22 protein-coding genes are annotated in these 25,430 nt (G+C 52.0%); 19 read left to right on the top strand and 3 right to left on the bottom strand.

Annotated elements, in window-relative coordinates; translation table 11 throughout:
• Nucleotides 1-60 precede the first annotated feature (60 nt).
• Nucleotides 61-1,263, bottom strand: coding sequence for an acetate kinase (ackA, locus tag QWJ20_RS15270; RefSeq protein WP_039484037.1), 1,203 nt, complete (start codon nucleotides 1,261-1,263; stop codon nucleotides 61-63).
• Nucleotides 1,264-1,704: 441 nt separating this feature from the next.
• On the opposite strand from ackA, the gene yfbV reads away from it, so the two are divergent.
• The 4 genes from yfbV (at nucleotide 1,705) to QWJ20_RS15250 (ending at nucleotide 5,529) form a co-directional block, all read left to right on the top strand.
• Complete coding sequence (yfbV, locus tag QWJ20_RS15265; protein WP_039491519.1) at nucleotides 1,705-2,160, top strand: terminus macrodomain insulation protein YfbV; 456 nt, start codon at nucleotides 1,705-1,707, stop codon at nucleotides 2,158-2,160.
• 165 nt (nucleotides 2,161-2,325) lie between these two features.
• Nucleotides 2,326-2,820 carry a YfbU family protein gene (locus QWJ20_RS15260; protein ID WP_039484041.1) on the top strand — a complete coding sequence of 165 codons (495 nt, stop codon included), beginning with the start codon at nucleotides 2,326-2,328 and terminating at the stop codon, nucleotides 2,818-2,820.
• A gap of 21 nt (nucleotides 2,821-2,841) precedes the next feature.
• Nucleotides 2,842-3,498 carry a sugar phosphatase gene (locus tag QWJ20_RS15255; RefSeq protein WP_039484043.1) on the top strand — a complete coding sequence of 219 codons (657 nt, stop codon included), beginning with the start codon at nucleotides 2,842-2,844 and terminating at the stop codon, nucleotides 3,496-3,498.
• 198 nt (nucleotides 3,499-3,696) lie between these two features.
• Entirely contained in the window at nucleotides 3,697-5,529 is a 1,833-nt protein-coding gene (locus tag QWJ20_RS15250) for an SLC13 family permease (RefSeq protein WP_039491521.1), read from the top strand.
• Nucleotides 5,530-5,557: 28 nt separating this feature from the next.
• Here the strand turns inward: QWJ20_RS15250 and yfbR are convergent, their stop codons facing one another.
• A complete protein-coding gene (yfbR, locus tag QWJ20_RS15245; protein ID WP_095700051.1) occupies nucleotides 5,558-6,157 on the bottom strand; it encodes a 5'-deoxynucleotidase in 600 nt (199 codons plus the stop codon).
• 141 nt (nucleotides 6,158-6,298) lie between these two features.
• The gene (locus QWJ20_RS15240; protein ID WP_039484049.1) at nucleotides 6,299-7,513 is read right to left on the bottom strand and encodes a pyridoxal phosphate-dependent aminotransferase; all 1,215 of its coding nucleotides are present in this window, start codon (nucleotides 7,511-7,513) and stop codon (nucleotides 6,299-6,301) included.
• 503 nt (nucleotides 7,514-8,016) lie between these two features.
• Here QWJ20_RS15240 and lrhA point away from each other — a divergent pair.
• The 15 genes from lrhA to elaB all read left to right on the top strand — a co-directional run bounded on the left by lrhA (nucleotide 8,017) and on the right by elaB (nucleotide 25,399).
• Nucleotides 8,017-8,967, top strand: a complete 951-nt coding sequence (gene lrhA / locus QWJ20_RS15235) for a transcriptional regulator LrhA (RefSeq protein WP_095995412.1) — start codon at nucleotides 8,017-8,019, stop codon at nucleotides 8,965-8,967.
• Between the two features lie 677 nt (nucleotides 8,968-9,644).
• Nucleotides 9,645-10,085, top strand: coding sequence for an NADH-quinone oxidoreductase subunit A (locus QWJ20_RS15230; RefSeq protein ID WP_010278904.1), 441 nt, complete (start codon nucleotides 9,645-9,647; stop codon nucleotides 10,083-10,085).
• 17 nt (nucleotides 10,086-10,102) lie between these two features.
• Nucleotides 10,103-10,777, top strand: a complete 675-nt coding sequence (locus QWJ20_RS15225; RefSeq protein WP_005969846.1) for a NuoB/complex I 20 kDa subunit family protein — start codon at nucleotides 10,103-10,105, stop codon at nucleotides 10,775-10,777.
• A 98-nt stretch (nucleotides 10,778-10,875) separates the two neighbouring features.
• Entirely contained in the window at nucleotides 10,876-12,675 is a 1,800-nt protein-coding gene (gene nuoC / locus QWJ20_RS15220) for an NADH-quinone oxidoreductase subunit C/D (protein ID WP_039484051.1), read from the top strand.
• A gap of 2 nt (nucleotides 12,676-12,677) precedes the next feature.
• Nucleotides 12,678-13,223, top strand: coding sequence for an NADH-quinone oxidoreductase subunit NuoE (gene nuoE / locus QWJ20_RS15215; protein WP_010295381.1), 546 nt, complete (start codon nucleotides 12,678-12,680; stop codon nucleotides 13,221-13,223).
• Nucleotides 13,220-14,569: an NADH-quinone oxidoreductase subunit NuoF gene (nuoF, locus tag QWJ20_RS15210; RefSeq protein WP_039484053.1), complete on the top strand. Its 1,350-nt coding sequence runs from the start codon at nucleotides 13,220-13,222 to the stop codon at nucleotides 14,567-14,569. Before nuoE ends, nuoF begins: the two co-directional genes overlap by 4 nt.
• A 187-nt stretch (nucleotides 14,570-14,756) precedes the next feature.
• Nucleotides 14,757-17,483: an NADH-quinone oxidoreductase subunit NuoG gene (gene nuoG, locus QWJ20_RS15205; protein WP_433992905.1), complete on the top strand. Its 2,727-nt coding sequence runs from the start codon at nucleotides 14,757-14,759 to the stop codon at nucleotides 17,481-17,483.
• A complete protein-coding gene (gene nuoH, locus QWJ20_RS15200) occupies nucleotides 17,480-18,454 on the top strand; it encodes an NADH-quinone oxidoreductase subunit NuoH (protein ID WP_010278889.1) in 975 nt (324 codons plus the stop codon). Before nuoG ends, nuoH begins: the two co-directional genes overlap by 4 nt.
• Nucleotides 18,455-18,471: 17 nt before the next feature.
• The gene (nuoI, locus tag QWJ20_RS15195) at nucleotides 18,472-19,014 is read left to right on the top strand and encodes an NADH-quinone oxidoreductase subunit NuoI (protein ID WP_039484056.1); all 543 of its coding nucleotides are present in this window, start codon (nucleotides 18,472-18,474) and stop codon (nucleotides 19,012-19,014) included.
• A gap of 9 nt (nucleotides 19,015-19,023) precedes the next feature.
• A complete protein-coding gene (nuoJ, locus tag QWJ20_RS15190; protein WP_005969837.1) occupies nucleotides 19,024-19,584 on the top strand; it encodes an NADH-quinone oxidoreductase subunit J in 561 nt (186 codons plus the stop codon).
• Nucleotides 19,581-19,883, top strand: a complete 303-nt coding sequence (gene nuoK / locus QWJ20_RS15185; RefSeq protein WP_005969835.1) for an NADH-quinone oxidoreductase subunit NuoK — start codon at nucleotides 19,581-19,583, stop codon at nucleotides 19,881-19,883. The genes nuoJ and nuoK overlap by 4 nt, the downstream gene beginning before the upstream one ends.
• Nucleotides 19,880-21,727, top strand: a complete 1,848-nt coding sequence (gene nuoL / locus QWJ20_RS15180) for an NADH-quinone oxidoreductase subunit L (RefSeq protein ID WP_433992904.1) — start codon at nucleotides 19,880-19,882, stop codon at nucleotides 21,725-21,727. The genes nuoK and nuoL overlap by 4 nt, the downstream gene beginning before the upstream one ends.
• A gap of 100 nt (nucleotides 21,728-21,827) precedes the next feature.
• A complete protein-coding gene (gene nuoM, locus QWJ20_RS15175) occupies nucleotides 21,828-23,363 on the top strand; it encodes an NADH-quinone oxidoreductase subunit M (protein WP_039484058.1) in 1,536 nt (511 codons plus the stop codon).
• 6 nt (nucleotides 23,364-23,369) lie between these two features.
• Nucleotides 23,370-24,827, top strand: coding sequence for an NADH-quinone oxidoreductase subunit NuoN (gene nuoN, locus QWJ20_RS15170; protein ID WP_095700046.1), 1,458 nt, complete (start codon nucleotides 23,370-23,372; stop codon nucleotides 24,825-24,827).
• A 260-nt stretch (nucleotides 24,828-25,087) separates the two neighbouring features.
• Entirely contained in the window at nucleotides 25,088-25,399 is a 312-nt protein-coding gene (gene elaB, locus QWJ20_RS15165) for a stress response protein ElaB (protein ID WP_039484060.1), read from the top strand.
• Nucleotides 25,400-25,430 lie beyond the last annotated feature (31 nt).

The raw sequence follows: 25,430 nt of genomic DNA, 5'->3' as shown, positions 1-25,430 counted from the left end.
TTGCTCGTTAGTCAAAACAACACCGTCAGCCTTGGCTGACGGTGTTGGGCGTTACGTGTTTTACGCGGTCAGACGGTAAGCGTCTTCGGCGATGACCAACTCTTCATTGGTCGGGATAACTAGCGCAGGGCGAGTGCCATCTTTAGCGATGTTGCCACCTTTACCGAAGCGTGCAGCCAGGTTGCGTTCGTGATCGATGTCAAAGCCCAGCAGGCCCAGTTTTTTCAGCGACAGTTCACGAACCATTGCGGCGTTTTCACCGATACCACCGGTGAAGATGACGGCATCCAGACGGCCTTCCATCAGTGCAGCGTAAGAACCGATGTATTTCGCCAGACGGTGGCAGTAAACGTCCATTGCACGTTTAGCGTCAGCTTTCGTCTCGTAGTTATCTTCAACGTAGCGGCAGTCGCTGGTCACTTCGGTCAGACCCAGCAGACCAGATTCTTTGGTCATCAGGGTGTTGATGCGATCAATGTCCATGCCCAGTGCATCGTGCAGGTGGAAAATCACAGCTGGGTCGATATCGCCGCAGCGCGTACCCATCACCAGACCTTCCAGCGGCGTCAGACCCATAGAGGTGTCAACGCATTCGCCATTACGGATTGCAGTAACGGAACCACCGTTGCCCAGGTGGCAAGTGATCACGTTCAGCTCTTCTACTGGTTTGTTCAGCACTTTAGCGGCTTCACGAGAAACAAAGTAGTGGCTGGTGCCGTGGAAACCGTAGCGACGGATGTGGTTTTCTTTATACAGTTTGTACGGCAGTGCATAAAGGTAGGATTCTTCCGGCATGGTCTGGTGGAACGCGGTGTCGAAAACAGCGACGTTCTTATCAGCCAGGTGCGGGAAAGATTTCAGTGCTTCGTCGATGCCGATCAGGTGCGCCGGGTTGTGCAGAGGTGCAAAAGGTACGGAATCTTTGATACCCTGAAGAACATCATCAGTGATGATCGCGGATTGGGTGAACTTCTCACCGCCGTGAACGATACGGTGACCAATAGCAACCAGTTGAGCTGACAGCTCCGGTTTCTGAGACAGAATGGTATTGACGATGAAGTTCAGCGCTTCGCTGTGAGCTGCACCGGCACCCAGTTCGGCGTCTTGTTTACCGCCGTCCATTTTCCATTTGATGCGGGCTTCAGGCAGGTTGAAACACTCGGCTAAACCAGACAGGTACTCTTCTCCGTTAATCGCATCGATGATCGCGAATTTCAGGGATGAACTACCGCAGTTAAGAACCAGTACTAACTTACTCGACATGGAAGTACCTACTTGTTATACATGGTTAAAAAAATATCATCAGGGCATAGCGTATCGCATGCCGCCGCTGGCATTTATGATTAACATCATACCTTGGTGTGATACACCAGACACGATGATGAAATAGGGTCGATACTATGACGTAGGTTATATCGGATAACCGATACAACTAATCTCTACAACAACGTGACATCGACCTGATGTAAACCGCAGCTTTTAAAGCGATGGATAACCGCGTTATGGCCGTTGGCTGCGCTTATGTCGCGAAGGGAATTATACTCCTTGCGTGTAGTCATACTACTTTAGGTATACAGCGGCCAAAAGGCCGATCTAGGATACCGATAGCGTAGGCTAAACACAAAATATATTTTAACCTTATCAACTTGAGTTGTTGATTTGTGCAAAAGTTTTATTTTTTATCTGTAAAGTTGAGGTGTGGCTATGGCGACGAAACCAGACAGTAGAATCAGTTGGCTACAGCTACTCCAACGTGGGCAGCATTACATGAAAACATGGCCAGCAGAAAAACGGCTGGCGCCGGTATTTCCTGAAAACCGCGTGGCGCGAGCAACGCGGTTCGGTATCCGCATCATGCCGCCGCTGGCGGTGTTTACCTTAACGTGGCAGATTGCGCTCGGTGGTCAGCTCGGTCCGGCTATCGCCACCGCGCTGTTTGCCTGTAGCCTGCCGTTGCAGGGGCTTTGGTGGCTGGGTCGTCGTTCTGTGACGCCTTTACCGCCGACGCTCGCGCAATGGTTCCATGAGATTCGCCATAAGCTGTTGGAGTCAGGACAGGCTTTAGCACCATTGGAAGAAGCGCCGACTTACCAAGCGTTGGCGGATGTGCTTAAGCGTGCGTTTAACCAGCTTGATAAAACCTTCCTGGATGATTTGTGATCGGCATCAGGCTGTGTGCGGGTTGAGGGCTATTTTGTTCTTTCCCCTGTTTCAAATCAAAGAAGCGGTGGCTACCGCTACCGTGACACGATTCAGTATGCGATTCTGAGGCCAATACCTATTTAGCGATATTGGCTTACCCCAAAAAGGGTTCAGGAGAGCAACATGGAAATGACAAATGCCCAGAGATTGATCCTTTCAAATCAATATAAAATGATGACGATGCTCGATCCCGACAACGCCGAGCGCTATCGCCGGTTACAAACGATTATCGAGCGTGGTTACGGTTTGCAGATGCGCGAACTGGACCGTGAGTTTGGTGAGCTGACCGAAGAGGTTTGCCGCGCGATTATTAACATCATGGAAATGCATCATGCCTTGCAGGTGTCGTGGACCAATCTGAAAGATAAGCAGGATTTGGATGAGCGTCGCCTGACCTTCCTGGGCTTTGATGCCGCAACGGAAGCTCGCTACCTCGGTTTTGTACGTTTTATGGTACATGTTGAAGGTCGCTATCCCCACTTTGATGCGGGTACGCATGGGTTTAACGCTCAGACAAAAATGTGGGAAAAATACAACAGAATGCTGGCTGTCTGGCAATCCTGCCCGCGTCAGTATCACTTGAGTGCGGTTGAGATCGCTCAGATCATCAACGCCTGATTAATGAAAAAGGGGCTTTCTGTGGAGTGTAAAGGTTTTCTGTTCGACCTCGATGGTACGTTGGTTGATTCACTGCCTGCTGTAGAACGTGCGTGGATTAACTGGGCAAAAGATCACGATATTGAACCACAGGAAGTGCTGGATTTTATTCATGGCAAGCAGGCAATCACATCCCTGCGCCACTTTCTTCAAGGGCAAAGCGAAGAAACGATTCAACAAGAGTTTGATGCGCTGGAGAAAACAGAAGCGTCTGATACGCAGGGAATTGTTGCCATGCCAGGGGCGAAGGCGCTGTTGGAACGTTTGGATGCACTGGATATTCCCTGGGCGATTGTGACATCCGGCACGGTGCCGATTGCCAGCGCCCGCCATCATCGTGGAGAACTGCCTGCTCCTCGTGCCTTTATTACGGCGGAGCAGGTTGCCAAAGGCAAACCTCACCCTGATGCTTATCTACTTGGCGCACAGCAGCTAGGGCTGAAACCGGAAGAGTGCGTCGTCGTTGAGGATGCACCAGCGGGTGTGCTATCGGGTCTGGCGGCCGGCTGCAAGGTTATTGCGGTGAAGGCACCTGCGGATACGCCGAAACTGGATCAGGTCGATCTGATTCTGGATTCATTGGAGCAGATAGAAATAGAACCATTACCGAACGGCGCTAAGGTGCTTCTGCGCCAGTAGGTCGTCTGTAACATAATGACAAAACTGTGACTAAATATGATCAAACCTCGCATTCGCGAGGTTTTTTTATGGCAGACTGTCCTTGTCTGCCACCCTTTGGGCCACCGCTGTGCGGTGTTGAAAAATGCGCCTGCATTTTTTTATGGCATGCTGAACCTTCACCTCTCAATATGCATTTTTTCCGTCAGGGGAACCGTTTTGAATAGCGAACTTCTCTGGGTTTTATCCCTGTTGCTGATCGCCATTGTGTTGTTTACCACCAATAAATTACGCATGGACGTCGTAGCGTTGTTGGTCATTATCGCGTTTGTACTGAGCGGCACGCTGACGCTGTCTGAAGCGTTGGTAGGGTTCAGCGATCCTAACGTGATACTGATTGCTGCCCTGTTTGTGATTGGTGAAGGGTTGGTTCGTACCGGTGTTGCTTATCAGGTCGGTGATTGGCTGGTTCGCGTGGCGGGCAGCAGTGAGATGAAGATGTTGATCTTACTGATGGTTACCGTTGCGCTGCTGGGAGCTTTCATGAGCTCCACCGGTGTTGTCGCGATTTTTATTCCCGTGGTGCTCAGCGTTTCCGCACGGATGAAAATTTCCCCTGGAAGGTTGATGATGCCGCTGAGTTTTGCCGGGTTGATTAGCGGCATGATGACGTTGGTGGCGACGCCGCCGAATATGGTGGTGAGCAGCGAGTTGATGCGCGAAGGCGTTGCGGGTTTTGGATTTTTCAGCGTGACGCCGATAGGGATGGTGGTATTGCTGCTGGGCGTGGCGTATATGATGGTCGCGCGTTACTGGCTTGGCGATGCCGAGACGGCAACAGCAAAAGAGATGTGGAAGAGAAGAACGTTTCGCGATCTGATTCGTGATTACCGACTGACGGGCAGGGCGCGTCGGCTGGCAATTCGACCAGGATCGCCTTTTATCGGCCACCGTCTTGATGATTTACGCCTGCGTCAGCGCTTTGGGGCGAACGTGGTCGGGATTGAGCGCTGGCGTAAGTTTCGCCGTGTAATGATCAGCGTAGCGGGCAATACCGAACTTCGCCTGAATGATGTTTTACTGATCGACATGTCGGCCTCTGAGGTGGATTTACGCGAATTTTGCACCGCGCAGCGGCTTGAACCGATGGTGCTGCGCGGTGAGTATTTCTCCGAGCAGGCGCGTGATGTCGGAATGGCGGAAGTCTCGTTGATTCCCGATTCCGAACTGCTAGGAAAAACGCTGTACGACGTCGGATTTCGAAGCCGCTATGGCCTGAGCGTCGTGGGGATTCGCCGATCAGGCGAAGCAATGGAAGGTATCCTCGCCGATGAACCGCTCCAGCTCGGTGATATTCTGCTGGTGATGGGTGACTGGCGCATGATTCGACAATTGCACACGCAGAAAAACGACTTCCTTTTACTTAATCTCCCTGCCGAAGTAGATGACGTTGCACCTGCGGTGAGTCAGGCTCCACACGCGCTGTTTTGCTTGGCGCTGATGGTAGCGATGATGCTGACGGATGAGATACCGAATGCGGTCGCCGCACTGATCGCCTGTTTGCTGATGGGGAAATTCCGCTGTATTGATATGGAAAGTGCTTATCGAGCCATTCACTGGCCAAGTATTATTCTTATCGTCGGGATGATGCCGTTTGCGCTGGCGTTGCAGCAAACGGGCGGTGTGGCGCTGATCGTTAAAGGGCTGATGGACGTTGCCGGGAACGCCGGGCCGCATGTGATGCTGGTGTGCTTGTTCGTACTGTGTGCCGTGATCGGTCTGTTTATTTCCAACACGGCGACGGCGGTGCTGATGGCACCCATTGCGATTGCCGCAGCGAAGCAGATGGGCGTGTCGCCTTATCCTTTCGCGATGATCATCGCCGTAGCGGCATCTGCCGCCTTTATGACCCCCGTGTCGTCACCGGTGAATACGTTGGTACTGGGGCCGGGCGGCTATAAATTCGGGGACTTTGTACGTATTGGCGTCCCCTTTACCGTGCTGGTGATGTTGGTCAGCGTAGTGATGGTACCGTGGCTGTATCCGTTCTGACGGTGTCTTTCCGTTATAGCGGAGCCCGTTATAACGGAGAATCCTGACTGATTTCGTCAAGCGACAGGCTAAAGCTGGGCACGAAGACCGTCATGAAATAGTCCATTTCCGGGCTGTGGCGCAGCTGTAATGTTTTTTCCAGTCGTGCTTTGGCAAGTGTGAATTCCGCATTGCCTGCCGATAATTCTTCCAGACACTTCAGGTAGGCGCACAGTGCGTCTGCCTGTTTAACGATAGCGCGCTCTTCTTCGCTGGTGTAGTTATCATCCAACAGCATTCGATAATCCTGCTGTAACTCTTCCGGCAACATCTCAATCAGTTTCTGCTGTGCAATCTTCTCTATCTTCTTGTACTCATGTGCGATCTGCGCGTTGTAGTACTTTATGGGCGTCGGCATGTCACCGGTCAGCACCTCGCTGGCATCATGGTACATCGCCAATAGTGCGATGCGTTCTGCATTCAGGCTACCGTCGAATTTGCGGTTTTTGATGACTGCCAGCGCGTGGGCGACAAAGGCGACCTGCAAGCTGTGCTCGGAGACGTTTTCCGTACGCACGTTGCGCATGAGCGGCCAACGGCTGATGAGTTTTAGACGAGATAAATGGGCGAAAAAGTGGCTCTGATTCATGGCGTTCTCTCAGACAACAGCGCGGTGAAATAGCAATATCGTGGGCATCTATTGTGGGCACTTGCCAGAGATTATGCAAACGGAGGTGAGGTATTCGCCGAGCGGTGATGGCCCGGCGAGGGAGGCTCGGTGACTGCTGGGCTATTGGTGATAGTGCCCCAGAAAACGACCTAACTTGTGGATTGCCATGTCCAGTTCATCAATACGCGGCAGCGTGACGATGCGTACGTGGTCCGGGTAAGGCCAGTTAAACGCGGTTCCCTGAACCAGTAACACTTTCTCCTGCAACAGGAGATCCAGCACCAGTTTTTGGTCGTCGTGGATATTAAAGCGCTTAGCATCAATGCGTGGGAACATATACAGCGCGCCGCGTGGTTTTACGCACGACACGCCGGGGATCTGATTGATCAGCTCCCAGGAACGGTTGCGCTGCTCGTACAGGCGTCCGCCGGGCTGAATAAATTCACTGATGCTTTGATATCCACCTAGCGCGGTTTGAATCGCATGCTGCATTGGCACGTTGGCACACAAACGCATGGAAGCCAGCATTTCCAGCCCTTCAATGTACCCTTTTGCGTGCTTTTTCGGGCCGTTCAGTACCATCCAGCCTTGACGGAAACCCGCCACGCGGTAGGTCTTGGAAAGTCCGTTGAACGTTACCGTCAGCAGATCCGGCGCGAGAGCGGCAATAGAATGATGCTGTGCGTCGTCATACAGAATTTTGTCGTAAATTTCGTCGGCGAAAATGATCAGGTTATGTTCGCGTGCAATCGCTACGATATCCAGCAGCAGCTCTTTGCTGTAGACCGCACCCGTTGGATTGTTCGGGTTTATGATCACAATACCGCGAGTATTGGACGTGATCTTTTTACGGATATCATCCAGATCGGGGAACCAATCGGAGGATTCATCGCAGAGATAGTGAACAGCATTGCCGTTAGACAGGGAAACTGCTGCGGTCCAAAGCGGGTAATCCGGTGCAGGGACCAGCATTTCATCACCCGGATTAAGCAGCGCTTGCATGGATTGCACGATGAGTTCGGAAACACCGTTACCGATATAGACGTCTTCGACCGTCATATCGCGCATATCCCGCGCCTGATAGTGCTGAACGATAGCCTTACGGGCGGAATAGAGGCCTTTGGAATCACAGTAGCCCTGTGCCGTTGGCAGGTTACGGATGACATCGACCAGAATTTCATCCGGTGCCTCGAAGCCGAAAGGGGCAGGGTTGCCAATATTCAGTTTAAGGACTTTATTGCCTTCTTCTTCAAGCCGCTTGGCTTCCTTTAAGACTGGGCCACGGATGTCATAGCATACGTTCTCCAGCTTCTTGGATTTTTCAATCGGAGACATAAATAGTACGAACCTTTTTGCAGAGAGCGCATATTCCCAGACGGAATAGCATAACCTGCTTAATGTACTCCTCCTATAGTACCTTTTGAAGAATGATTATCGCTTTCGCTGCAAATGATTGCGCATCTGCACTATATGGTTGTGTACTCGTTGGATGGTGCGATATGGTAGGGGTGCGGACGACTGTTCATGCCGCACTTTTTTAGCGCCAAAATAGGGTGACAGGGAGATCTCGTTTATTTAAGTGTGGAGCGTATTTATTTCGCAAGATGAAATAAAGGGAAGGTGCCGTTGTTATTGAATTAAGGATTAAGGCTGGTGAGCCATTTAATTACATGATGTCTTACCAATGGAAAGGCGATAGTGGTAACGAAATATAAGTATTTTTTTGCCCTTATCGTGCGTCTGCGATAGTGTCTTTAAATGTATCGGTCATTACCTGTACATGTAATAAAACACCAGGAATATTTTGTTAAAATTAAAATAGATAAGTGAAAAATCGTATGACCAGTGCAAATCGACCAGTACTTAATCTCGATCTTGATTTACTGAGGACGTTTGTTGCCGTTGCAGATTTAAATACGTTTGCAGCTGCGGCGGCCGCAGTTAATCGAACTCAATCGGCTGTCAGCCAGCAGATGCAGCGGCTGGAGCAACTCATCGGAAAGGAGCTTTTTGCTCGACACGGGCGTAATAAACTGCTGACCGAACATGGTATTCAGTTTCTGGGTTATGCCAGAAAAATATTACAATTCAATGATGAAGCCTGTATTTCATTAATGTACAGCGATATTCAGGGTACGCTGACCATTGGGGCGTCTGACGATACTGCAGACACTATCCTTCCTTATATTTTACACCGAGTGACATCTGTATTTCCTAAACTCTCCGTCAATGTCAGCGTAAAACGTAGCGCTGAAATGATGGAGATGCTGAATGAGGGAAAAATAGATCTGGTCATTACCACAATGAACGGTGTGGTGTTTCCTCATGTGTTATTGCGTAGTTCTCCGACGCTATGGTACTGCGCCGCGGATTATCAGTTCCGAGCGCAAGAACCCGTGCCTCTGGTTGTTCTGGATGAACCGAGCCCTTTCCGTACGCTGGCTACACAGCAGCTGACGGCCGCAGGGATCCCCTGGAGAATTGCTTATGTGGCTTCAACGCTGTCTGCGGTGCGGGCTGCGGTGAAGGCCGGCATGGGTATCACCGTACGTTCAGTAGAAATGATGAGCCCGGAACTGCGGGTATTGGGCGAGGAGGAAGGGTTGCCGAGATTGCCTGAAACACGTTATTTCCTCTGCCAGAACCCTAACCAGGAGAACGAACTGGCGACGGCAATTTTCAATGTGATTGAATCAGGGAAGCCCTCTCACATTACGCCTGTCAGCATGTTAGCAAACAGTGCTAATGGCAAACTGTCTTCCGATCCGTCACTGAAGGACGCGATCTAATCGTAATGGGTAGTTAAGTATCATTCGGGGAGGGTAGGGATGCACCCCGAATGATGATGATTTATGACTAACGTGTTAAACCCACATCGGCAGCGCCTTCTTGGCCTGATTTTTTCACGCCGATCCCATTTTGCGTTTTCCATTTCACATCAATAGGCTAGGCGTGGCGAGATTAATGACCTCTTCCATTTTATAAAACGCCGGTTCTATTTTTTTAAAATAATGTTATGGAAAATAGCGTCAAACCTTGTCCAGCATCATCTTGATTTTTTTACTAACTAAATTGGTAAAAATGTGTGCTGGATCAAAAAATACCCCTAATAACCACATGGGGGAACAGGCATTTTCTGTGAAAATGGTATAGTGACGCAGTGAACTTGCTTCCTGTGCTGCTGCACATTGGTTAACTGACAAAAGTACTGACTCGATTTAGCTGCGGGTGAGAACACAAAATGTTAACAAAACAGCGTGCATGTAAAGTAATGTACTGTTATTTTTAGTAAGGTTGAAAAAAAGGTTACAAATTTAGGGGCTCAACCATACCAAGCAAGGCTTACCTGATACGTTTCCGTGCTTTTTTGTGGTTATTAATCCTTCCTTTTAATCGATGTGGCGCATTAACTGCCGATAATAGAGCAGAGATGTTACCCGCCACTTTTGATGAGTAAGCAAAGAGAATGTCAACAACTACTGAAATCCTCGCCCATCATTGGGCATTTGGGCTATTCCTTATCATTGCCGTAGGCCTTTGCGTCTTCATGCTGACCGGTGGATTCTTGCTGGGGGGAAGAGCAAAAGGCAGGGCCAAAAACGTACCTTATGAATCCGGTATCGACTCCGTAGGTTCAGCGCGGTTACGCCTGTCTGCTAAATTTTATCTTGTCGCTATGTTCTTCGTTATCTTCGACGTTGAAGCCCTCTATCTTTACGCTTGGGCTGTGTCTATCAAAGAAAGCGGCTGGATTGGCTTCATTGAAGCAACCATTTTCATTTTGGTGCTGTTGGCTGGTTTGATTTACCTGGTTCGCGTTGGGGCACTTGACTGGACCCCGGTACGTTCCAAGAGACAAGTCGTTAAATCAGACATCATCAACACTACCAACAATCATCCGCAGTAACAGCGAGGCATTTTAAGATGGACTATACGCTCACCCGCATAGAGCCGGACGGTGAGAATGACCGTTATCCCCTGCAACGTCAGGAGATCGTTTCCGACCCTCTGGAGCAACATGTTCACCGCAGTGTCTACATGGGCAAACTGGAACATGCATTACACGATACGGTGAACTGGGGTCGTCAGAACTCCCTGTGGCCGTACAACTTTGGCTTGTCCTGTTGCTACGTAGAAATGGTGACGTCATTTACCGCCGTTCATGACGTGGCGCGTTTTGGTGCTGAGGTTCTGCGTGCGTCGCCACGTCAGGCTGACTTCATGGTGGTAGCGGGAACCTGCTTTACCAAGATGGCCCCTGTTATTCAGCGTCTGTATGAGCAAATGCTTGAGCCTAAATGGGTTATCTCCATGGGTGCATGTGCTAACTCCGGCGGTATGTACGATATTTATTCCGTCGTTCAGGGCGTAGATAAATTCCTGCCTGTTGATGTGTATATTCCGGGCTGCCCTCCGCGTCCTGAAGCTTACATGCAAGCGCTGTTGCTGCTGAAAGAATCCATCGGTAAAGAACGCCGCCCTCTGTCATGGGTGGTGGGTGAACAGGGCGTTTACCGCGCCAACATGCAATCTGAGCGTGAGCGCAAACGCGGCGAACGAATCGCTGTGACTAACCTGCGTTCGCCTGATGAGATTTGACCTGTAGATGATAAACCCGGTGGCCGTGTAATACCCCGATAATAGTGTGCGGTCATTATCAGCTACAGAAATAGCACATTTAATGTGGTGACATATTTATGACAGATTTAACGACACACGATCTCGCTCAGCCAGGCTGGCAAACCCGCGATCATCTTAACGATCCGGTCGTTGGCGAACTGTGTAACCGTTTTGGACCAGATGCATTTACTGTACAGGCAACCCGCACAGGTATCCCTGTTGTGTGGGTCAAACGTGAGCAATTACTGGATGTTGTCGCATTCCTGAAAAAACAGCCGAAGCCTTATGTCATGCTGTTTGACCTGCACGGTATGGATGAGCGCCTGCGCACCCATCGTGAAGGTTTACCTGCCGCCGACTACTCCGTCTTTTATCATCTCATTTCCATCGAGCGTAACCGCGACATCATGCTGAAAGTCGCGTTGGCTGAAAATGATATGCATTTGCCGACCGTGACCAAGCTGTTCCCGAATGCCAACTGGTATGAGCGGGAAACGTGGGAGATGTTCGGTATGACCTTTGATGGTCACCCGCACCTGACGCGCATCATGATGCCGCAGACGTGGGAAGGGCATCCGTTACGTAAAGATTATCCGGCGCGTGCGACCGAATTCGATCCTTTCGAGCTGACCAAGCAGAAAGAAGATCTGGAAATGGAATCGCTGACGTTCAAACCGGAAGAGTGGGGAATGAAGCGCGGCACTGAAAATGAGGACTTCATGTTCCTCAACCTCGGTCCGAACCACCCATCTTCACACGGTGCCTTCCGTATTATTCTGCAATTGGATGGCGAAGAAATCGTCGACTGCGTGCCTGATGTGGGTTACCACCATCGCGGTGCGGAGAAAATGGGCGAGCGCCAGTCCTGGCACAGCTACATTCCTTATACTGACCGTATTGAATACCTCGGCGGCTGCGTTAACGAAATGCCGTACGTACTGGCCGTGGAAAAACTGGCTGGCATTGAGGTGCCGGATCGCGTCAAGACGATTCGCGTCATGCTGTCTGAGCTGTTCCGTATTAACAGCCATCTTCTGTATATCAGTACTTATATTCAGGACGTCGGTGCGATGACACCGGTGTTCTTTGCGTTTACTGACCGCCAGAAAATTTACGATTTGGTTGAAGCGATTACCGGTTTCCGTATGCACCCGGCGTGGTTCCGTATTGGCGGTGTGGCGCACGATCTGCCACGCGGTTGGGAACGCCTGCTGCGTGAATTCCTTGACTGGATGCCGGCCCGTTTGGACACCTATGTCAAATCTGCATTGCAGAACACCATTCTGAAAGGCCGTACTCAGGGCGTTGCTGCCTACAATGCGAAAGAAGCATTGGAATGGGGCGTAACGGGTGCAGGTCTGCGTGCCACTGGTATCGGCTTTGACGTGCGTAAATGGCGTCCGTATTCCGGCTATGAAAACTTTGACTTTGAAGTGCCAGTAGGCGACGGCATCAGCGATTGCTATAGCCGCGTTATGCTGAAAGTTGAAGAACTGCGTCAGAGCTTACGTATTCTGGATCAGTGCCTCAAGAACATGCCGGAAGGCCCGTTCAAAGCGGATCACCCGCTGACGACGCCGCCGCCAAAAGAGCGCACGTTGCAGCATATCGATACGCTGATTAACCACTTCCTTCAGGTTTCCTGGGGACCGGTTATGCCTGCCAATGAATCATTCCAGATGGTTGAGGCAACGAAGGGCATTAACAGCTATTACCTGACCAGTGACGGCGGCACGATGAGCTACCGCACCCGTATTCGCACGCCGAGCTATGCGCATCTGCAACAGATTCCTTCTGTAATTCGCGGATGTCTGGTATCCGACCTGATCGTTTACCTCGGCAGTATTGATTTCGTAATGTCAGATGTGGACCGCTAATTATGCATGATCACAACAATCACGATCATATTGACGCTCAGGGACAACCTGCTGCCGACTCGCTGACAAAAGACAATGCTTTTGTATTGAGTGACGCCGAACGTGACGCTATTGAGCACGAAAAACATCACTATGAAGATGCACGCGCCGCGTCAATCGAAGCACTGAAAATTGTGCAGAAAGAACGCGGCTGGGTACCGGATGGGGCTATCCACGCGATTGCCGATCTGCTGGGTATCCCCGCCAGTGACGTGGAAGGTGTGGCAACGTTCTACAGCCAGATTTTCCGTCAGCCTGTCGGGCGTCATGTTATTCGCTATTGCGACAGCGTCGTGTGCCACATCAATGGCTATCAGGGCGTTCAGGCTGCGCTGGAGCGTAAGCTCAGCATAAAACCGGGACAGACAACGTTCGATGGACGTTTCACGCTGTTGCCGACCTGCTGCCTGGGGAACTGTGACAAGGGGCCGTCAATGATGATTGACGAAGATACCCATACCCATGTGACGCCGGAAGGAATTGAATCGTTATTGGAGCAGTATCAATGAGTAAAGACATTGTTCTGACTGCTGAGCAGCATCCTCTGACCTGGCGTTTACGTGCAGACAAACAGCCGGTATGGCTGGATGAATATCGCAGCAAAAACGGCTATGTCGCCGCGCAAAAAGCGTTAACCGGCATGGCGCAGGATGAAGTGGTCTCACTGGTTAAAGACGCTGGCCTGAAAGGGCGTGGCGGCGCGGGCTTTTCGACGGGCTTGAAGTGGAGCCTGATGCCGAAAGACGAAAGCATGAATATCCGCTACCTGCTGTGTAACGCGGATGAGATGGAGCCGGGCACTTATAAAGACCGCCTGCTGATGGAGCAAGAGCCGCATCTGCTGGTTGAAGGCATGCTGATCAGCGCCTTTGCGCTGAAAGCCTACCGTGGCTACATCTTCTTGCGCGGTGAATACATCGAGGCTGCCGTTCACCTGCGTCGCGCAATCGAAGAAGCGAAAGCCGCGGGTCTGCTGGGTAAAAATATTCTGGGCAGCGGATTTGATTTCGAACTGTTCGTGCATACGGGCGCTGGGCGTTATATCTGCGGTGAAGAAACCGCACTGATTAACTCACTGGAAGGCCGTCGTGCTAACCCTCGCTCTAAGCCGCCGTTCCCGGCATCTGCGGGCGTTTGGGGTAAACCGACCTGCGTCAACAACGTGGAAACGCTGTGCAACGTACCGGCGATTATCGAACACGGTGCGGCTTGGTATCAGGGGTTGTCTGCGGGTAAAAGTAAAGATGCCGGCACGAAACTGATGGGCTTCTCCGGCCGCGTCAAGAACCCGGGCCTGTGGGAACTGCCGTTCGGTACGACAGCGCGTGAAATTCTGGAAGACTACGCGGGCGGTATGCGCGATGGTCTGAAGCTGAAAGCCTGGCAGCCGGGTGGTGCCGGTACGGATTTCCTGACGGAAAGCCATCTCGATCTGCCAATGGATTTTGAGCACATTGCGAAAGCAGGTAGCCGTATGGGTACCGCGCTGGCGATGGCCGTCGATCATGAGATCAATATGGTCTCGCTGACGCGCAATCTCGAAGAATTCTTCTCCCGTGAATCCTGTGGCTGGTGTACGCCGTGTCGCGATGGCCTGCCGTGGAGCGTGAAGATTCTGCGTGCGCTGGAGAATGGCGAAGGCCAGCCTGGCGACATCGAAACGCTGGAGCAACTTTGCCGTTTCCTCGGACCGGGTAACACCTTCTGTGCACATGCGCCGGGTGCAGTCGAGCCGCTGCAAAGTGCCATCAAGTATTTCCGGGAAGAATTCGAAGCGGGTATCTCTAAACAGTATTTAGGCAATCTTAAAGCGATTGGCGGTATTCAGCCTAACCTGTTGAAAGAGCGCTGGTAAGCTATCGATCAACACGTGCGAGATGCAGTGAATGTATCCGCAGGGTGGCGCAAATAAGCCACCCTCATAAACCCAATAGATTTCAAGGCGCAGGTAGCCAACGCATTTGCGGCTTGAAAGATGAGGGTATACAGAATTTTTGATTAGCGCTCGTGGTAACACGGGCCATTATGGAAGCATGCTGACTATGGCTACTATTCATGTAGACGGCAAAGAGTATGAAGTAAACGGAGCAGACAACCTTCTGGAAGCTTGCCTGACTCTGGGACTTGATATTCCTTACTTTTGCTGGCACCCCGCGCTCGGGAGCGTCGGATCCTGCCGCCTCTGTGCGGTAAAACAGTACCAAAACGCGGAAGACACCCGCGGTCGTCTGGTGATGTCTTGTATGACACCGGCAACCGAAGGAACGTTCATCGCGATTGAAGATGAAGAAGCGAAGCTATTCCGTAAGACGATAGTTGAGTTTCTTATGACCAACCACCCGCACGATTGTCCGGTGTGTGAGGAAGGCGGTAACTGTCATTTGCAGGATATGACGGTGATGACGGGACAGAACTTCCGTCGCTATCGCTTCACCAAACGTACCCACCGCAATCAGGATCTCGGGCCGTTCATTTCTCATGAAATGAACCGCTGTATCGCATGCTATCGCTGCGTGCGTTACTACAAAGACTACGCGGATGGCAAAGATCTCGGCGTTTACGGCGCACACGACAACGTCTACTTCGGTCGTCCGGAAGATGGCACGCTGGAAAGCGAGTTCTCCGGAAACCTGGTTGAAGTGTGTCCGACCGGTGTATTCACCGATAAAACGCACTCTGAGCGCTATAACCGTAAATGGGATATGCAGTTTGCACCGAGCGTCTGCCAACAGTGCAGCATCGGCTGTAATACCAGCCCCGGTGAACGCTATGGCGAACTGCGTCGTATCGAAAACCGTTTCAACGGTAGCGTAAACCACTATTTCCTGTGTGATCGCGGCCGTTTTGGTTACGGCTATGTCAACCAGAAAGATCGTCCGAATCAGCCGTTGCAACGTCGTGGTAATGACTGGATCGCGCTGAATGCCGATCAGGCATTGCAAGGTGCGGCGGATGTGCTGCGTCAGGCGAAGAAAACGATCGGTATCGGTTCACCGCGCGCTAGCATCGAAAGCAACTTCGCGTTGCGTGAGCTGGTGGGTGCCGAGAACTTCTACACCGGTATCGCGCAGGAAGAACAAAATCGTCTGCAACTGATCCTGAAAGTGCTGCGTGAAAGCGGTGTGAGAACGCCAGCGCTGCGTGAGATCGAAGGCTACGATGCGGTTCTGATCCTGGGTGAAGACTTGACGCAGACGGGTGCGCGTATCGCACTGGCGGTTCGTCAGGCCGTGAAAGGCAAAGCTCGCGAAATGGCAGCCGCACAGAAAGTGGCTGACTGGCAGATTGCAGCGATCATGAACATTGGTCAGCATGCCAAACACCCGCTGTTTGTCACCAACGTCGACAACACCCGTCTGGACGATATCGCCGCATGGAACTACCGTGCGCCGGTTGCCGATCAGGCACGTCTTGGCTTCGCTATCGCACACGGTCTGGATAACAGCGCACCAGCAGTTACCGATCTGGCTGCGGGTCTCGACCAGAAAGTCGATATCATCGTACAGGCGCTGGCCGGTGCGAGAAAACCACTCATCATCTCCGGCACCAATGCTGGCAGCGAAGACGTGATCTCTGCGGCGGCAAACGTTGCCAAAGCGCTGAAAAATCGCGGCTCTGACGTTGGCATTACCTTTGTTGCGCCTGCTGCTAACAGCATCGGGTTGTCAATCATGGGTGGCGGTTCGCTGGATGACGCGCTGACGCAGTTGGAAAACGGCGACGCTGACAGCGTGGTGGTTCTGGAGAACGATCTCTACCGTCATGCCCCAATCGCTCGCGTTGATGCGGCGCTGGAAAAAGCTGAGAACCTGATTGTGGTTGACCATCAGCGTACTCGCATCATGGATAAGGCCAGCATCATTCTGTCTGCCGCCAGCTTTGCTGAAAGCGACGGTACGTTGGTGAACCAGGAAGGCCGCGCTCAGCGTTTCTTCCAGGTTTATGACCCAACGTATTACAACGACAAAATTGTGATGCTGGAAAGCTGGCGCTGGCTGCACTCGCTGTATATCACCTATAACAGCCGTCAGGTTGACTGGACGCAGCTGGATAACGTGATTGATGCGTGTGTTGCTGAATTGCCGCAGCTGGCTGCAATTAAAGATGCCGCGCCTGACGCCTCGTTCCGTATTCGTGGTCAGAAACTGTCGCGTTCACCGATTCGCTCCAGCGGCCGTACTGCAATGCGTGCCAATATCAGCGTGCATGAACCGCGTCAGCCTGTTGATAAAGACACCATGTTTGCCTTCTCAATGGAAGGGAACAACAGCCCGACAGCTAATCGTCAGCAGATTCCGTTTGCCTGGGCGCCAGGCTGGAACTCACCGCAAGCCTGGAACAAATTCCAGGACGAAGTGGGTGGACATCTGCGTCATGGCGATCCGGGTGTGCGTATGATCGAAGCCGGAGAAGGTTCGCTGGCGTATTTCGATAACATTCCTGCGGCTTTCGTCCCACAAGCGGGCCAATGGCGTGTTGCGCCGTATTATCACCTGTTTGGTAGTGATGAAATGTCACAGCGTTCTGACGTGATTCAGCAGCGTATGCCAGAGCCTTACGTGATGGTGAACCCGGCTGATGCGGCAACGCTGGGCGTGAACGCCGGTACGTTGCTGGAATTGACCTGTGCAGGACAAACGCTACGTCTGCCACTGCGCTTAAGTGCGGCATTGAGTCAGGGACAGGTTGGTTTACCGCTGGGCTTACCGGGTATTGCACCGATGCTGGCGGGTGCAACCGTTGAAAATCTGCGGGAGGCCGCACAATGAGTTGGTTAACACCGGAATTAATCGAGATTCTGATCTCTGTCGGAAAAGCGATCGTGATTCTGCTGGTTGTGGTGACCTGTGGCGCATTCATGAGTATGGGTGAACGTCGACTGCTCGGCCTCTTCCAGGGACGTTATGGACCGAACCGGGTAGGTTGGGGCGGTTCATTGCAGCTTGTCGCTGACATGATCAAAATGTTCTTCAAAGAAGACTGGGTGCCGAATTTCACCGATAAGGTGATCTTCACACTGGCGCCGATGATCGCGTTTACCTCAATGCTGATTGCCTTTGCGATTGTGCCGATCACGCCAACTTGGGGTGTCGCCGATCTGAACATCGGTATCCTGTTCTTCCTGATGATGGCGGGTTTGGCCGTTTACGCGGTGCTGTTTGCCGGCTGGGCGAGTAACAACAAATACTCGCTGCTCGGTGCGGTACGTGCTTCTGCTCAGACAGTAAGCTACGAAGTGTTCATCGGCCTGTCACTGATGGGCGTTGTCGCGCAAGCGGGCTCGTTCAACATGCGTGACATCGTCGATTCTCAGGAACACCTGTGGAACGTGATCCCGCAGTTCTTCGGCTTTATTACGTTTGCCATCGCAGGCGTGGCGGTGTGTCACCGTCACCCGTTTGACCAGCCTGAAGCTGAACAGGAACTGGCAGATGGTTACCACATTGAATACTCCGGTATGAAATTCGGTCTGTTCTTTGTCGGGGAATATATCGGGATCGTGACTGTTTCCGCGCTGATGGTGACCTTATTCTTCGGTGGCTGGCATGGTCCAATCCTGCCTCCGTTTGTCTGGTTTGCGCTGAAAACAGGCTTTTTCATGATGATGTTCATCCTGATTCGTGCTTCGTTACCCCGTCCGCGTTATGACCAGGTGATGTCTTTCGGTTGGAAAGTCTGTCTGCCGATAACGCTTTTGAATCTGCTGGCGACAGCGGCCGTCATTTTGTACAACGCTTAAGAAGGGGTGAATAAACCATGACATTGAAAGACATAGTGGTTGGTTTCGGCACCCAGATACGCAGTATCTGTATGGTGGGATCGAACGCTTTTAAGAAGCGCGAAACCAGAATGTATCCAGAAGAGCCTGTGAATCCACCGCCGCGCTACCGTGGTCGTATCGTGCTGACGCGCGATCCTGATGGTGAAGAGCGTTGCGTTGCCTGCAACCTGTGTGCGGTGGCCTGTCCGGTCGGCTGTATCTCATTGCAGAAAGCGGAAACCAAAGATGGTCGCTGGTATCCTGAGTTCTTCCGCGTCAACTTCTCGCGCTGCATTTTCTGTGGCTTCTGTGAAGAAGCATGCCCGACAACCGCTATCCAGCTGACGCCGGATTTCGAGATGGGCGACTACAAACGTCAGGATCTGGTGTACGAGAAAGAAGATTTGCTGATATCGGGGCCGGGTAAATATCCGGAATACAATTTCTACCGGATGGCTGGTATGGCAATCGATGGGAAAGACAAAGGCGAAGCTGAAAACGAAGCCAAACCCATTGATGTCAAAGGCCTGTTGCCCTAAGGAGCTAGCATGGAATTCGCTTTTTATACCACAGGCTTGATTGCGATACTGGCGACATTGCGCGTCATTACGCATACCAATCCTGTGCATGCATTGTTGTATATGGTCACCTCGCTCATGGCGATTGCGGGCGTATTTTTCTCGCTGGGGGCTAATTTTGCCGGCGCGCTGAGCATCATCGTGTATGCAGGTGCCATCATGGTGCTGTTTGTGTTCGTGGTCATGATGCTTAACCTCGGTAATTCCGTAGAAGAACAAGAGCGGAATTGGCTGAAACCCAGCGTCTGGATCGGTCCGAGCATCCTTTCACTGGCGTTACTGGTGATTGTCGTCAATGCCATCCTTAGCCTGAAAGAGCAGGGCATCACGGGTACGCCAGTTGAGGCGAAGGCCGTGGGTATCAGCCTGTTTGGGCCTTATGTTCTGGCCGTTGAATTGGCATCAATGCTGCTGCTGGCGGGATTGGTTGTCGCTTTCCACATTGGTCGTGAAGATAAACGTGGTGACGTTGTCAATAAAGAAGGCGCGAACCAGGACGTTGAGAAGAAAATAACGGGGGAACGCGCATGATTCCGTTACAACATGGGTTAATTTTAGCCGCTATTCTGTTTGTTCTCGGGCTGACTGGTCTGTTGATTCGTCGTAACCTGCTGTTTATGTTGATCAGTCTCGAAATTATGATCAACGCTGCCGCGCTGGCCTTTGTTGTCGCAGGTAGCTACTGGCAGCAGCCGGATGGTCAGGTGATGTACATTCTGGCGATTACGCTGGCAGCGGCCGAGGCCAGTATTGGTCTGGCACTGTTGCTGCAAATGTATCGTCGTCGTCAGACCCTGAATATTGATACAGTCAGTGAGATGCGCGGATGAACTTACTCTATTTAACAATACTCTTCCCGCTGCTCGGCTTTCTGTTGCTGGCATTTTCCCGCGGTCGCTGGTCGGAAAATACGTCCGCGACCGTCGGTGTTGGCTCGATTGGTCTGGCAGCGTTGGTTACCGCTTGGGTTGTGGTCGATTTCATGGGCCAACAGCACGGCGGCGTGACCTTCTTTAATCAACATCTGTGGACATGGATGACCGTTGGCAACTTCGACATCAGCGTAACGCTGACGCTCGATGGCCTTTCGGTGACGATGCTGTCCGTTGTAACGGGCGTTGGCTTCTTTATCCACCTGTTTGCTTCCTGGTACATGCGTGGGGAAGAGGGATATTCCCGCTTCTTCGCCTACACCAACCTGTTTATCGCAAGTATGGTCATTCTGGTACTGGCGGATAACCTGTTGTTGATGTACCTCGGTTGGGAAGGGGTCGGGCTGTGCAGTTACCTGCTGATCGGTTTCTACTACACCAATCCGAAGAACGGCGCGGCGGCGATGAAAGCCTTCATCGTTACGCGTGTGGGTGACGTCTTCCTCGCCTTTGCCCTGTTCATCCTTTACAAAGAACTGGGTACGCTTAACTTCCGCGAGCTGATGGTATTGGCACCGCAGAAACTGGCTGAAGGTTCACCGGAAATCACCTGGGCTACGTTGATGTTACTGGGTGGTGCGGTCGGTAAATCGGCACAGCTGCCGCTGCAAACCTGGCTGGCGGATGCGATGGCTGGTCCAACACCAGTATCTGCTCTGATCCACGCCGCGACGATGGTTACCGCGGGCGTTTATCTGATTGCGCGTACGAACGGCCTGTTCCTGATGGCGCCGGATGTTCTGCATCTGGTAGGTATTGTGGGTGCAGTCACGCTGGTGCTGGCGGGTTTTGCCGCTCTGGTGCAAACCGACATCAAGCGAGTCTTGGCTTACTCTACCATGAGCCAGATTGGTTACATGTTCCTGGCGCTGGGCGTTCAGGCATGGGATGCCGCGATTTTCCACCTGATGACGCATGCGTTCTTTAAAGCGCTGCTGTTCCTCTCGTCTGGTTCGGTGATTCTGGCCTGCCACCACGAGCAGAACATCTTCAAGATGGGCGGCCTGCGTAAAACGATTCCACTGGTTTATGTTTGCTTCCTGGTCGGGGGCGCGGCGCTGGCTGCACTGCCGCTGGTTACCGCAGGCTTCTTCAGTAAAGACGAGATTCTGGCTGGTGCATGGGCAAATGGTCACGCCAATCTGATGGTGGCTGGCTTGGCCGGTGCCTTCATGACCTCGCTGTATACGTTCCGTATGATTTTCATCGTGTTCCACGGTGAAGAGAAAACCAAAGCGCATGCAGGAAAAGGCATTTCTCACCACTTACCGCTGGTTGTGCTGATGATTCTGTCCACCTTTATTGGTGCGATGATTGTTCCGCCGTTGCACGGTGTATTGCCGGCGACGACAGAGCTTGAACACGGCCAGTTGATGACGCTGGAAATTACCTCTGGCGTGGTGGCGATTGCCGGTATTCTGCTTGCCGCTGTGCTGTGGCTGGGTAAACGTCAGGCGGTGAATAGCATCGCGAAGAGTGCTCCGGGTCGTTTCTTCTCGACCTGGTGGTTCCACGCGTGGGGCTTCGACTGGTTGTACGACCATGTCTTTGTTAAACCGTATCTGGCTATCGCGAAGCTGTTGCAGCGTGATCCGTTAAATGCATTGATGACGCTTCCGGCTACAGTTACCCGTTGGGGTAACCGTGGGCTAGCGATCAGTGCGAATGGTCAGTTGCGCTGGTACGTTGCTTCTATGGGCTTTGGTGCCGTACTGGTGCTGGCCTTGTTACTGCTGGTCTAAGGCAGTATCCGGTAACGTATAAAAGGTAGGGCATTCCGCAGATAGGGATGCCCGCCACGGCAAGTTTTCAGATTTCTTTAATTTAGGGACACAAAACGCCATGCTACTACCTTGGCTAATTCTTCTCCCCTTTATCGGCGGTCTACTGTGCTGGCAGTTAGAGCGTTTTGGTACGAAAGTACCGCGCTGGATAGCGTTGATTGCAATGGGGCTGACACTCGCACTGTCTCTGCAACTGTGGTTGCAAGGCGGTTACTCACTGACGGCGCCGACAGGCGTACCACAATGGCAATCCGAGTTTTATGTGCCATGGATCCCACGCTTCGGCATCGGCATCCATCTTGCGCTGGACGGCCTGTCGCTGCTGATGGTGGTGCTGACTGGTTTGCTGGGCGTGTTGGCAATCCTCTGTTCGTGGAATGAAATTCAGCGCTATCAGGGTTTCTTCCACCTGAACCTGCTGTGGATTCTGGGCGGCGTTATCGGCGTGTTCCTTGCCATCGACATGTTCCTGTTCTTCTTCTTCTGGGAAATGATGCTGGTACCGATGTACTTCCTGATTGCACTGTGGGGCCATAAAGGCTCTGACGGTAAAACCAGAATTACGGCGGCAACCAAGTTCTTCATTTATACCCAGTCAAGCGGCCTGATCATGTTGATCGCGATTCTGGCGCTGGTCTTTGTGCATCACAATGCCACCGGCGTTTGGACGTTCAACTATGAAGACCTGCTGAAGACGCCAATGTCATACGGTGTTGAATATCTGCTGATGCTGGGTTTCTTCATCGCGTTTGCTGTAAAAATGCCTGTCGTGCCGTTGCACGGTTGGCTGCCGGATGCACACAGTCAGGCGCCAACTGCGGGTTCTGTTGACCTTGCAGGGATCCTGTTGAAAACGGCGGCCTATGGTCTGCTGCGTTTCAGCCTGCCGCTGTTCCCGAACGCGTCCCATGCCTTTGCCCCGATTGCTATGTGGCTGGGTGTGATTGGTATCTTCTACGGTGCCTGGCTGGCGTTTAAACAGACGGATATCAAACGTCTGATTGCTTATACCTCTGTGTCCCACATGGGCTTCGTGATGATTGCCATCTATTCCGGTAATCAACTGGCTTATCAGGGCGCAGTGATTCAGATGATTGCGCACGGCTTGTCCGCTGCTGGTCTGTTCATTCTGTGTGGTCAACTGTACGAGCGTCTGCATACCCGTGACATGCGTGAAATGGGTGGCCTGTGGTCGCGTCTGAAGTTCCTGCCTGCGCTGTCTCTGTTCTTTGCTGTGGCAACCTTGGGTATGCCGGGCACAGGTAACTTTGTCGGCGAATTCATGATTCTGTTCGGCAGCTATCAGGTTGTGCCGGTGATTACGGTGATCTCAACCTTCGGTCTGGTCTTTGCGTCGGTCTACTCACTGATCATGATTCAGCGTGCTTATTACGGTACGCCTAAATCTGATGAACCATTGAAGAGTATGTCGCTCCGCGAATTGTCTATCGTGATGCTGTTGGTGGTATTACTGGTGTTGTTAGGGGTTTACCCGCAACCGATTCTGGATACCTCCAGTGCCGCGATGTCAAATATCCAGCAGTGGTTTATGTCGTCTGCTCCAGATTCAATTATTTCAACAACAAGGCCGTAATTCGCCATGACAATAACTCTTCAACAACTAATTGCGCTATCGCCGCTGTTGATCGTCGGATTGACGGTAGTGGTTGTGATGCTGTGCATTGCGTGGCGACGCAACCATTTTGTCAACGCAACCATGACGGTTATCGGCCTGAATATTGCGTTGCTGTCACTGTACTTTGTCGGTCAGGTTGGCCCAACGGACGTGACGCCGCTGCTGCGTGTTGATGGCTTCTCGATGTTCTATACCGGACTGGTTCTGCTTGCCAGTCTGGCAACCAGCACGTTTGCCTATCCGTGGCTGCAAGGCTACCCGGACAACCGTGATGAGTTCTACCTGCTGGTTCTCATCGCGGCGTTAGGTGGAATCCTGCTGGCGAGTGCTAACCATCTGGCTTCGTTGTTCATCGGGATTGAACTGCTTTCTCTCCCGCTGTTTGGTCTGGTCGGTTATGCCTTCCGTCTGAAACGTTCGCTGGAAGCCAGTATTAAATACATGCTGCTGTCGGCGGCGGCGTCTTCCTTCCTGCTGTTTGGTATGGCGCTGATTTATGCTGAATCAGGCGATATGAGCTTTGCCAGCCTCGGTAAGAGCCTGAGCGATCACCAAATCCATGAGCCGCTGTTGCTGGCAGGTTTGGGGATGATGATTGTTGGCCTGGGCTTCAAACTGTCTCTGGTTCCGTTCCAGCTGTGGACGCCTGATGTGTATCAGGGCGCACCTGCACCTGTGTCTACGTTTCTGGCGACGGCCGGTAAAATTGCCGTTTTCGGTGCCGTCATGCGTTTGTTCCTGTACGCGCCGGTGGCTGACAGTGAATCTGTCAGAATCGTGCTGGGTATTATCGCGTTCGCGTCGATCCTGTTCGGTAACGTGATGGCGGTATCGCAAACCAATATCAAACGTCTGCTCGGTTACTCTTCCATCGCGCATTTGGGCTATTTGCTGGTTGCCCTGATTGCGGTTCAGAGCCATCAACTGGCGCTGGAAACCGTTGGCGTGTATCTGGTGGGTTACCTGTTCAGCAGCCTGGGTGCGTTCGGTGTGGTTAGCCTGATGTCCAGCCCGTACCGTGGCCCGGATGCCGATTCACTGTTCTCTTACCGTGGTTTGTTCTGGCATAAACCGATCCTGTCTGCGGTGATGACGGTGATGATGCTGTCTCTGGCGGGTATCCCGATGACGCTGGGCTTCTTCGGTAAATTCTACGTGCTGGCTGTCGGTGTTAATGCTGAGCTGTGGTGGCTGACTGGTGCGGTCGTGCTGGGTAGCGCCATTGGCCTGTACTACTATCTGCGCGTGATGGTCAGTTTGTTCCTGAATGCGCCGCAGGTGTTGCAGCGTGATACGCCAAACAACTGGGCTTTAACCGCTGGTGGTGTGGTCGTACTGATCTCCTCCATCGCAGTACTGTTCTTTGGTTTGTATCCGCAGCCACTTATCTCTCTGGTGCAATTGGCGCAGCCAATGATGTAACCGCTGACGAGAGTCTGCTTGAGTAATGAAGCGCCGTTGATGAGAATCAACGGCGTTTTTTATGGCGAGCTTCCTGCTCGCCACCCTTAGGGCCGTCGCAAGCGACGTTGAAAAACGCTCCCTGCGTTTTTTTATGGAAGCAAAATACGTTTTAGGAATGATCTGGTCTGTTGAAGCCGTAGGAACGGCGCAAAATTGTCTATAGTTAAGAAGGCAACGACTTATAACTCATGACTTTTCATAACAGAAGGAAGCACTTTATGGCAGCGACAAAAAAACAGCCTGAAGATATTCGTGTTGATGATGACTTAAAACTTCTGTCTGAAACGCTGGATGAGGTATTACGCTATACGGGCGATCAGGCAGACCAAGCCTACCTTGATTTGAAGAAGGGCGCGGAAAAAGCGCTGCTGGAAGTCAAAGCCCGCATTGGCGTCACTGACAGCTATTATGCACGCGCCAAGCAGGTGGCCGACAAAGCCGACGTCTATGTGCATGACAAACCCTGGCACGGTATCGGTATCGGCGCCACCGTGGGTCTGGTGTTAGGATTACTGCTGGCTAAGCGCTAGTTTCTGCCAATCTCGTTTCTGGTAATTTAAT

Origin of the sequence: Pectobacterium sp. S5 (assembly GCF_051707265.1) — a bacterium.
Taxonomy (GTDB): domain Bacteria; phylum Pseudomonadota; class Gammaproteobacteria; order Enterobacterales; family Enterobacteriaceae; genus Pectobacterium; species Pectobacterium polare.
Note: the sequence above shows the minus strand (reverse complement) of the source record. Positions and strands in the feature narration are given on the sequence as shown.

Excerpts from the sequence above, each read along its gene's own strand:
- QWJ20_RS15230 (WP_010278904.1), top strand. The coding sequence starts at position 9,645 with ATGTCAACAACTACTGAAATCCTCGCCCATCATTGGGCATTTGGGCTA.
- nuoJ (WP_005969837.1), top strand. The coding sequence starts at position 19,024 with ATGGAATTCGCTTTTTATACCACAGGCTTGATTGCGATACTGGCGACA.
- QWJ20_RS15225 (WP_005969846.1), top strand. The coding sequence starts at position 10,103 with ATGGACTATACGCTCACCCGCATAGAGCCGGACGGTGAGAATGACCGT.
- nuoC (WP_039484051.1), top strand. The coding sequence starts at position 10,876 with ATGACAGATTTAACGACACACGATCTCGCTCAGCCAGGCTGGCAAACC.
- nuoF (WP_039484053.1), top strand. The coding sequence starts at position 13,220 with ATGAGTAAAGACATTGTTCTGACTGCTGAGCAGCATCCTCTGACCTGG.
- nuoM (WP_039484058.1), top strand. The coding sequence starts at position 21,828 with ATGCTACTACCTTGGCTAATTCTTCTCCCCTTTATCGGCGGTCTACTG.
- nuoK (WP_005969835.1), top strand. The coding sequence starts at position 19,581 with ATGATTCCGTTACAACATGGGTTAATTTTAGCCGCTATTCTGTTTGTT.
- nuoN (WP_095700046.1), top strand. The coding sequence starts at position 23,370 with ATGACAATAACTCTTCAACAACTAATTGCGCTATCGCCGCTGTTGATC.
- yfbR (WP_095700051.1), bottom strand. The coding sequence starts at position 6,157 with ATGAATCAGAGCCACTTTTTCGCCCATTTATCTCGTCTAAAACTCATC.
- ackA (WP_039484037.1), bottom strand. The coding sequence starts at position 1,263 with ATGTCGAGTAAGTTAGTACTGGTTCTTAACTGCGGTAGTTCATCCCTG.
- QWJ20_RS15240 (WP_039484049.1), bottom strand. The coding sequence starts at position 7,513 with ATGTCTCCGATTGAAAAATCCAAGAAGCTGGAGAACGTATGCTATGAC.
- nuoL (WP_433992904.1), top strand. The coding sequence starts at position 19,880 with ATGAACTTACTCTATTTAACAATACTCTTCCCGCTGCTCGGCTTTCTG.
- nuoH (WP_010278889.1), top strand. The coding sequence starts at position 17,480 with ATGAGTTGGTTAACACCGGAATTAATCGAGATTCTGATCTCTGTCGGA.
- QWJ20_RS15260 (WP_039484041.1), top strand. The coding sequence starts at position 2,326 with ATGGAAATGACAAATGCCCAGAGATTGATCCTTTCAAATCAATATAAA.
- nuoE (WP_010295381.1), top strand. The coding sequence starts at position 12,678 with ATGCATGATCACAACAATCACGATCATATTGACGCTCAGGGACAACCT.
- nuoG (WP_433992905.1), top strand. The coding sequence starts at position 14,757 with ATGGCTACTATTCATGTAGACGGCAAAGAGTATGAAGTAAACGGAGCA.
- lrhA (WP_095995412.1), top strand. The coding sequence starts at position 8,017 with ATGACCAGTGCAAATCGACCAGTACTTAATCTCGATCTTGATTTACTG.
- nuoI (WP_039484056.1), top strand. The coding sequence starts at position 18,472 with ATGACATTGAAAGACATAGTGGTTGGTTTCGGCACCCAGATACGCAGT.
- yfbV (WP_039491519.1), top strand. The coding sequence starts at position 1,705 with ATGGCGACGAAACCAGACAGTAGAATCAGTTGGCTACAGCTACTCCAA.
- elaB (WP_039484060.1), top strand. The coding sequence starts at position 25,088 with ATGGCAGCGACAAAAAAACAGCCTGAAGATATTCGTGTTGATGATGAC.